The organism is Flintibacter hominis (assembly GCF_014287965.1).
In the GTDB taxonomy this organism is placed as follows: Bacteria; Bacillota; Clostridia; order Oscillospirales; family Oscillospiraceae; genus Lawsonibacter; species Lawsonibacter aceti.
Genome location: NZ_JACOPO010000018.1, coordinates 1 through 8,035 on the forward strand (window position 1 = coordinate 1; position 8,035 = coordinate 8,035).

General features: G+C 51.4%; 8 protein-coding genes. All 8 read right to left on the bottom strand.

Features of this window, described 5'->3' with window-relative positions; genetic code table 11:
* Positions 1-51: 51 nt before the first annotated feature.
* Positions 52-252, bottom strand: a complete 201-nt coding sequence (locus H8S11_RS13510) for a transposon-encoded TnpW family protein (RefSeq protein ID WP_120389323.1) — start codon at positions 250-252, stop codon at positions 52-54.
* A gap of 219 nt (positions 253-471) precedes the next feature.
* Positions 472-2,349 carry an AAA family ATPase gene (locus tag H8S11_RS13515; RefSeq protein ID WP_186853509.1) on the bottom strand — a complete coding sequence of 626 codons (1,878 nt, stop codon included), beginning with the start codon at positions 2,347-2,349 and terminating at the stop codon, positions 472-474.
* Positions 2,350-2,365: 16 nt separating this feature from the next.
* Positions 2,366-3,871 carry a MobQ family relaxase gene (gene mobQ / locus H8S11_RS13520; protein ID WP_186853515.1) on the bottom strand — a complete coding sequence of 502 codons (1,506 nt, stop codon included), beginning with the start codon at positions 3,869-3,871 and terminating at the stop codon, positions 2,366-2,368.
* 251 nt (positions 3,872-4,122) lie between these two features.
* Positions 4,123-4,416, bottom strand: coding sequence for a DUF3847 domain-containing protein (locus tag H8S11_RS13525; protein WP_186853510.1), 294 nt, complete (start codon positions 4,414-4,416; stop codon positions 4,123-4,125).
* 82 nt (positions 4,417-4,498) lie between these two features.
* Positions 4,499-5,050: a hypothetical protein gene (locus H8S11_RS13530; protein ID WP_243201069.1), complete on the bottom strand. Its 552-nt coding sequence runs from the start codon at positions 5,048-5,050 to the stop codon at positions 4,499-4,501.
* 23 nt (positions 5,051-5,073) lie between these two features.
* A complete protein-coding gene (locus tag H8S11_RS13535; RefSeq protein ID WP_186853512.1) occupies positions 5,074-5,634 on the bottom strand; it encodes an RNA polymerase sigma factor in 561 nt (186 codons plus the stop codon).
* A 149-nt stretch (positions 5,635-5,783) separates the two neighbouring features.
* On the bottom strand, positions 5,784-6,110 hold the full coding sequence (locus H8S11_RS13540) for a TnpV protein (protein WP_186853513.1): 327 nt from the start codon (positions 6,108-6,110) through the stop codon (positions 5,784-5,786).
* On the bottom strand, positions 6,107-7,978 hold the full coding sequence (locus H8S11_RS13545) for a recombinase family protein (RefSeq protein WP_186853514.1): 1,872 nt from the start codon (positions 7,976-7,978) through the stop codon (positions 6,107-6,109). Before H8S11_RS13545 ends, H8S11_RS13540 begins: the two co-directional genes overlap by 4 nt.
* Between the last annotated feature and the right edge of the window lie 57 nt (positions 7,979-8,035).

The following is an 8,035-nucleotide window of genomic DNA, read 5'->3' on the forward strand; positions in this document are numbered from 1 at the left end:
TTCTCCATGGCCGACAGAAGGGTGTCCTCTGGTACGCTTTGTCAAGGGTGTTTAAGAAATTTTCTCGCAGTCATTCAAAATAAGCCGCTTGATTTTGTCGCTCATGGTTTCTTTGCTCGTTTCGCTGAAATGGATTTTGACGCGGTAGGTGGTTTTCCCTATTTTCTTTATCATAACAGGCTGCGGGGCTTCCTTTACGGTCAGAGGGGAAGCGGCTGCGGTGGTGCTGGTCTTGCGGGTTTCATTGTTCATAGGCTCTCCTTTCTGCTCATGGCAAATGCCCCTGTTACGCAATAGGACGCTGTTTTCGGGGGTAAAGGTATAAAGTACCGCATAGGCGGTTTTCTCCCTCTGGAAGCCCTATAAAATGGGGCTTCCAGAGCGTCTAATGCGTAACATGGGGCGGCTGTTTTTTGGTTGAAGTGGCGAAGTGGCAAGGTATCTGGGTTTTGCCACTTGGATTTTGCCATTTCACTTTTTAAGGGCGTGATACCATGCCGCGCCGATACGCTTTGAGGTAATGCGCCCGTCAAGGTTTTTCTTTGCCGCCCGGACGGTACGGGCAGAAATCCCGGCTTCTGCGGCGGCTTTCTCTATATCCTCGCTGGCAAGCTCTTTCCCGTCTGCCAGTAAGTCTAAAATCAGTTTTTCCGCTTGCTCGGTCTTTGTGGCGGTGTTGCCGCCCGCGCCGGATAGCAGTTCATCAGCGGTTATATCATATTCGCCTACCCACTCAAAGCCTGTGTCGGGGTCAAGGCAAAAGGCTATGGGCTTCCCCTCCGGCGCAAGAGAAGATTTGTCATGGATAATCACGCGCATATTCGGCTCACGCTTCACGCGCCCAATAAGCAGGACGCTCCGCGCCGCCGCCCGGAAGTCGATAGAGCCTAAGCCCCGGTATGCGCTCTGTCCTCCGGCGGCTTTGTTTAAGTGCCCGATAAGGATAACGGCGCAGCCTGTACGCTCTGCAACATCAGCAAGGCGGCGAAAGATAGGGCGCACTTCATTAGCCTTGTTCATGTCGGCTTTCTCGCCCATATACGCCTGTATGGGGTCAAGGATAATCAGCCGCGCCCCGTTCTGGACGATAGCTTTCTCTATGCGCTCGTCGGAGAGGGTAAGCTCCCGTTTGGCTTCGTCAATGACAAGCACCCGGTCAAGGTCTGCTTCGGCTTCTATCAAGCGGGGCTTGACGGTATCGCCCAGCCCGTCCTCGGCGGTCTGGTAAATCACTTGGAATGGCGGCAGGGGCTTCATGCCGGGCAGCGTTCCCCCGGTGGTACAGGCAGCGGCAAGGCGCAGGGCAAAGGTGGTCTTGCCCTCGCCGGGGTTGCCTTGTACTATGGTTACTTTCCCAAAAGGGATATACGGCTCCCATAGCCATTCAACGGTCTGTGTGTCAACCTCGCTCATGCGGATAATTTCAACGGTTTCTTCTTGTGGCGGCTCTTTCAAGCCATAGACAGCTTCCCGGAGATATTTCCCGTCTGTAATTTCTCCCCGGCGTGTCTGTACTTCGTTCCAGTCTTTGAAAAAAGGGATAAGGCGGTGGACGGTCAAGCCCTCCGGCATGAGCTTCACAAGGCGGCTGCAAGCGTCATTTCCCGCTTGGTCGCTGTCAAGGCAGAGGTAAACAGTCTTGATGTTGGGGCGGTCAGAGAGAAAGCGCAACAGGGCTTTTTCCCCCACGCCGCCCAATGCCAGATAGCTTTGCTTCTGCCAGTCCTTTTTGAACAGGCAGAGGAAAGATAACAGGTCAACAGGGGCTTCAAAGACGAACAACCTTTCGCCCTCGCCCCGGTAGCAGAAGTTAAAGGCTTTGTCGCTGCCTTTCACATCAAGCCGGAAGCTCCCGGCTGTGCCGCGCTGGTGGGCGTATCTCGGTACGCCGCTTTCATCTCTGCCGACAAATACAGTATTGTGGTGGGCGGCTTCCTCGTAAATATCCCCGGTGGAAAAGAAAAAGCCCGTCACATCTTCATCAATGCGGCGGGCTGCTATGAGGTAGTTCCTCGCTATTCGGTTGTCATTGCTTCGGGGCGGCAATCGGAAGTCGGAGAGGGGCGCAGGGCTTGGTCTGTCCGGCGGCGGGGCTGCCCCTTTTTCTCCTGTCAGCAGTTCCACGGCTTCGGTAAAGCTCTTTCCGAAAAACTCCATGACAAAGTCAATGGGTGCGCCGCCCTTGCTTTGGCTGTGGCGATACCATTTATTTCCCCGGATGGTCAAGCTGTCGTGCCGCTTCCAGCGGTATTCGTTCCCGGCGCGGGTAAGCTGCTCGCCCTGTGATTGCAGAAAAGAAACAAGGTCGGCAGTATTCGCCCGGTCTATCTGTTCTTGGGTGTAATACATAAAATCTCAACTCCTTTCAGCGGTCTATGTCGTGCCGCTTGGTGTGGCTCTGCTCCGGCTGGTCGGCTCGCTGTGCAATGTCAACGCACTTTCGGATATTCTGAAGCTCGGCAACCTCTGTGCGGGCTTCTTTCAGCTTTGTGTACTCCGTTTCCCTCTGTGCTTTGAGGGCGGCATACTCCTTTTTCCATTCAGTGACAGACAAAGACTTCACGCCTGACTGTAAGTTTGCGTGGAGATAGCGGCTTGCTGCGCCCCATAGGGCAAGCTCGGCGCGGTGGGCTTCCTCGTATTTTTCGCGCTTGCTCGTCCAGCCGTTTTTCAGTGTTTTCAGTTCGTCGTGTATGGGCTTGTACTTCAAATAATTCCCGCCGTACTCAATCAGCTTTTCCAGTTCTTTCATACGCTTCTCGGCGGTTTTCATGCCCTCCCGGATAGTGTCGGATTTTTTGCGGACAGAGGAAAGGGAAGCGTCCAGTTCCGCAAGGGTGGCGATACCATGCTCGGACAGATAATTAACTGCCTGTGATACGGTTTTCAATTCGTCTGCGGCGTGTCGTTGCTGCCAGCCCTGCGAATACTTCCGGCTCTTTTCCCTCTGGACGCTCAAATACTTCATCAGAAGATTTGCAAGGTCGGGGGATTGTGGCGGCTGTGGTTTTGTGGGAGCGTTCGCTCTATCCGTAAGCAGTCCGGCAATCCATTCTTTGAGGTTGCCAATCTGCGCCCGGATTTCTTTTATCAGCTTGTTTGCTTTTCGGATATTCCGGTTAAGCTCGCCCTTTTCGGTAGCTATGCCTTTCTTCTCCATTTGGCAAGCCGCCACGCCCACATGGACGGTAGGGATTTGGTCTATCCCTTGCCGTTCATAGCTGCGGTGGTCGATACGCTCCGGGCTGTCGTTTCTCTCCAAATAGGCATTGGCAAGGTCAGCCCATGCCGCCCGCCAAACTTCCGCATTTTCTTGATTGTTCCAGTCCACAAGGTCAACCTTGCGGGTCTTGTATCTGCCACTTGGCAGCTTCACACGCTCGCCCTTTTCATCAAGCACATATTCCTTTTTGGATTTCGCCGCCCATGCGCCGCGCTCGTCAAGGGGGCGCATTGTCAAGAGGATATGGGCGTGAGGGTTGCCGCCGCCTGTGTCATGTATGGCGAAGTCGGCGCACATTCCTTTGGAAACAAATTGAGAGGAACAGTATTCCCGGACAAGCCGTAACTGTTCCTCTCTGGATAATTCAACGGGCAGGGCGATTTCAACCTCCCGCGCAAGTTGGGCGTTCCCCGCTTTCTCGTAAAGCTCCACACTGTTCCACAAGGTAGAACGGTCAGAGAAAGAGGGCGGGGCATGGGGCGGCAGCATGATTTCAGAATGAATAACACCGCCCTTGTGGGTGTAGTCATGGGTCATACCGTCCCACTCATTTATCAGTTTTTCGCCGCTTCGGTAGGCGGCTGCGGCAACGGCAGACTTGCCTTTGCCCCGGCTGACTATCTTAATACTGCAATGGTAAATTGCTATGGTATCACCTCCCGGATAGGATATTCAGACTTGCTGAAAGTGAATAGCTTGCGAAGCAAGGTGTTCGCTTTCGGCAAGTACACAAAAGGGTAGACGCGCAAGCGTCGCAGGGGAAGTGTAGCTTCCCCTGTCTGCGGCAAAGCCGCCAATATCGGAGCGCGGGGAAAGTTCCCTGTGCGGAAATAAAGCCCTCGGCAGAGCGCACACGCCCGCAAGGGTGTATAAGTGCGCCCTTTGTTCCAAAGGGACTTTCAGCTTGTGGCGTTCCCGGCTCGTTTTTGTAAAAACTCCCGCGCTGGCTGGCTCGTCAAGGCAAGCCGGAGAAGCGCGGCGGCTTCCTCGTCGGTCATGTCTTTTGCTTCCGACACAATGCTTTCAAAGACCGCGCCCCGGACGATAAGGCGGTGGCTGCGCGTCCTGCGTTCCTCGCGGGATAACTTCTGCCGCAACATCTTTTCCCGGTTCTCAAACTGTCGGATTTTCTTCTTCCCGTCCTCGATCTCGGCGGTCAGTTCCTCATGGGTTTTCTCTCTTGGTTTTGTCATAGGGGGCGCTCCTTTCTTCCCGTAGGCATGGAAAAGGGCAGTCGATTTTCTCGGCTGCCCTTTCGATATGAAGATAGCTCATTCAGTTTGCGGCGGGGTCTTGTTCTGATACTTCTTCACCAGAAGTTTGGTTATTGGGGAGTGGGTCATACCCGTCTGGGTTTCCGTCGAGGTCTGTGCTATGATAGTTTTCATACAACCAGTATTTCCCGCCAATCTCAACGACAATGTTTTCGCCATATTGATAAACTTCTGCGCCAACAATAGGGTGATTTGCCTGGAAGTTTTCTTTGGGTATGCCGTCCAAATAATTACCTGCGTCATTTGTGCCTTGGAAGTTGGTAACATCACTTTCAATGACACCTAAATAAACAAAATCGGCTTTCAATTCGTTGAATGATGTTTGCGAAGTGGACTGTTTATACAAGGTGTCATTAACATAAACCATAGGTGCTGCATCTGCTATACCCGGAGTGGTAACACTGTCGTTGTTGTTGGGAAAAAGGCAAATTGCTGCGACACATACTAAAGCTAAACAAGCTGCAACAGCGCCCCATTTAACCCAAACAGTTTTTTGGGTTTTCTTTTTGTAGCTGATAGCTTCATCAACATACTTGCTGTCAAGCTCGCTCATGGCTTCGGAAAACTTCTTTGAGTTCATACGAATACCTCTCTTTCTGCTAAATAGCTTTTCATTTTCTGACGGATACGGGTCAGCCGGACGGAGATATTTTTCTCCGAAAGCCCTACAAACTCGGCTATGTCTTTACAGCTATCAGAAAACCAATAGCGGCGCATGAAGATAACGCGGTTCTCGACGGTCAGCGTGTCCAGAAAACTTTCAATGATACGGGCTAACTCTCTGGCTTCAATTTCGGCTTCCACTGTGTTCGGGTCTGCTATACAGGCTTCGATTTCCTCCATAGCAATCGTGTAAGTGCTGCTGCGTTTGGCTGCTTCCTTTCTGTAATAGATTTTCAGAGAAATGTTCCGAACGATTTTACAGATATAGGTCAAAAGCGGGTTTGGCTTCGCCGGGGGGATTGCGTTCCACGCCCCTAAGTAAGCGTCATTGACGCACTCCTCTGCGTCCTGCCTGCTGTTTACAATGTTATACGATAACTTGTGGCAAACTTTACCGTATTTTATATCCAGCTCCCGTATGCCCTGTTCTGAACGCCCAAAAAACATTTCAATGATTTTTTCATCTTCTATCATCACACCGCCTCCTTTCCGGCTTCACCTATATACTACGGTTTCAGCGGCGAATACTACATCAAATCTCAAATTTTTTCAAAATTATTATACCATACGTCGCATGGGATTGTTTGCGGTATTTTTCGGGTGTTTTCTCCGGCTCTTGACTGTCAATCATAGATTAACTCATGTTTTACGATTTCCTCTGCCTGTGCCTTGCAAGCGTTCATCAGCCCTACCCATGCAAGCTGGTCTTTCGCTTTTAATTCCTCGGTGGCTCCCGCGCTCTTGGCAAGCTCCGGCATGATAAGGTCAATCCGGCTCCGGGCGGCTGCGTCAATCTCCGCGCAATGCTCATACAGCTTTTCACTGGCAACAAAGGCGGTGTAGAGGTCGGGGCGGTAGCCCTCAAGGTAGGCTTTCCGTAAGCGTCCATAATGACCGATATGGGGCTGTCTTGCGGGTGGTGTGGTGCTGCTGTCAATCAATCTTCTCATGCTGTGCGTTCTCCTTTCTTGTCTGCGGCAGCGGGCGGTTCATGGGGTTCTTGTGCTTGCTCCCGTTCCCTCTGCTCTTTCCATTGTCTGCGCTTTTTCTCCATATAGCGGCGGTTATATTCCGCTTTTTTCGCTCTGCGCCGTTCCTGTTCCGCTAATGCGGCTTTTTCTTCCTCTGTCAGTATGATTTCCTCATGGGGGATTTCTACCTTGCCGACAAAGTTAAAGAAAATCTCAACTTCCTGTGTCCGGCTTGCTCCTTTGCCCTCGGCTTGATGGACAAGGATTTTTTCAACAAACTCATTTATCATGGCGGGGGTGAGTTCGGAAAAATCCGTATATTTCTTGACAAGGGCAAGGAATTTTTCAGCGTTGACGGTTTCCCGGCTTATGCGGTCAAGCTCCTGTTGGTCTTGTGCTATGCTCTCGGTCAATTCCTCTAATTCCGCTTCAAAATCGTGTAACATTTGCTCAAAGAGCTTGTCAGAAAGTTTACCGTTTACATTGTCCTCATAGAGCTTGCGGATTAAGCGGCTCAATTCGTCAGTTCGCTTTTCACTGCGCTGTTTCCGCTGTCGGGTTGCCTTTGCCGCTTTCGTCTGCCGTTCGCTGGAAGCGGAGCAGACCTGTTCCATAAATGCGGTTTCATTGTTCAGCGCATAGTCGCATACTTCCTTGATAGCTTCAAGCAGAAGTTGGTTTACAACGGCTGTGCGGATAAGGTGCGTCGTGCAGTATTTGTCATAGTGCTGGTTGCCTAAATCATATCGGGAACAGTTGTACTCGTCACGCTCTGGACGCTTTCTGCCGTTTGGTCGCCCCGCCCAGTCCCGCGCAATTCCAGCCCCGCCCCTATGGTTATACATCTTAGCCCCACAATCGGCGCAAAACATCAGACCTGTTAAGGGGTTTGCCGCGCCTATGGTGTCCGTCCGGCGTACCGTTTTCCGCAAGCTCTGGACGCGCTCCCATGTTTCCTTGTCAATAATGGCTTCTTGCGTATCTTCAAAAATGACCAAATCCTCTGTCGGTGTCATTTTGGAACGTTTGTCTTTATAGCTCTCCTTATAGGTGCGGAAGTTTACCGTATGCCCCATATACTCCGGCTTGGATAAAATGTCGGCAACTGTGCCGCCGCGCCATGTGTACCGTTCAGCAGGGTTATAGTTGGATTGATGTTTCCCCATGCCGCGCTGTGCAAGGTAATAGGATGGTCTTTCAATCTTTTCAGAAGCAAGGATACGGGCGATTTCATACGGGCCTTTGCTCTCCAACGCCATGCGGTAAATCCGGCGCACAACCTCGGCGGCTTCCTCGTCAATAATCCAGTGGTCTTTGTCGTTGGGGTCTTTCTTGTAGCCGTAAATACAATGGCTGCTTGTATGCTTGCCGGACATTCCCCTTGCGCGGAGAACGCTTGTTATTTTCCGGCTGCTGTCGCGCACATACCATTCGTTCATAATGTTCAAAAACGGGGCAAACTCGCTGCTTTCGCGCCTGTCGCTGTCAACTCCGTTTGCTATGGCGATAAAGCGTACACCGCGCTCCTTGAACATGACTTCTGTGTAAAATCCCACTTGCAGATAATCCCTGCCGACACGACTTAAATCCTTTACCAGTACATAGCCGATTTCTCCGCTTTCAATCCCTGCAATCATGCGCTTCCAATTCGGACGCTCGAAGTTTGCACCAGACCAACCGTCGTCCGTAAAGTGGACGCAATTTGTAAAGCCCTGCTCCCTTGCATAATCTTCAAGCAGCTTCTTTTGATTGATTATGCTGTTGCTGTCGCCTGTGAGGTCGTCGTCGCGGCTCAAACGCTCGTATAATGCGGTTATCTTGCCCTTGTCAGTTTTCCTTGCTTTCATAAAAGTTTCTCCTTTCTATGGGCGATTTCTTATCCCCCTTTCATAGCATATAACTTC

What these genes read in the sequence shown, in the direction of transcription:
- H8S11_RS13545 (WP_186853514.1), bottom strand. Translation starts at nt 7,978, where the DNA reads ATGAAAGCAAGGAAAACTGACAAGGGCAAGATAACCGCATTATACGAG.
- H8S11_RS13515 (WP_186853509.1), bottom strand. Translation starts at nt 2,349, where the DNA reads ATGTATTACACCCAAGAACAGATAGACCGGGCGAATACTGCCGACCTT.
- H8S11_RS13535 (WP_186853512.1), bottom strand. Translation starts at nt 5,634, where the DNA reads ATGATAGAAGATGAAAAAATCATTGAAATGTTTTTTGGGCGTTCAGAA.
- H8S11_RS13525 (WP_186853510.1), bottom strand. Translation starts at nt 4,416, where the DNA reads ATGACAAAACCAAGAGAGAAAACCCATGAGGAACTGACCGCCGAGATC.
- H8S11_RS13540 (WP_186853513.1), bottom strand. Translation starts at nt 6,110, where the DNA reads ATGAGAAGATTGATTGACAGCAGCACCACACCACCCGCAAGACAGCCC.
- H8S11_RS13530 (WP_243201069.1), bottom strand. Translation starts at nt 5,050, where the DNA reads ATGAGCGAGCTTGACAGCAAGTATGTTGATGAAGCTATCAGCTACAAA.
- H8S11_RS13510 (WP_120389323.1), bottom strand. Translation starts at nt 252, where the DNA reads ATGAACAATGAAACCCGCAAGACCAGCACCACCGCAGCCGCTTCCCCT.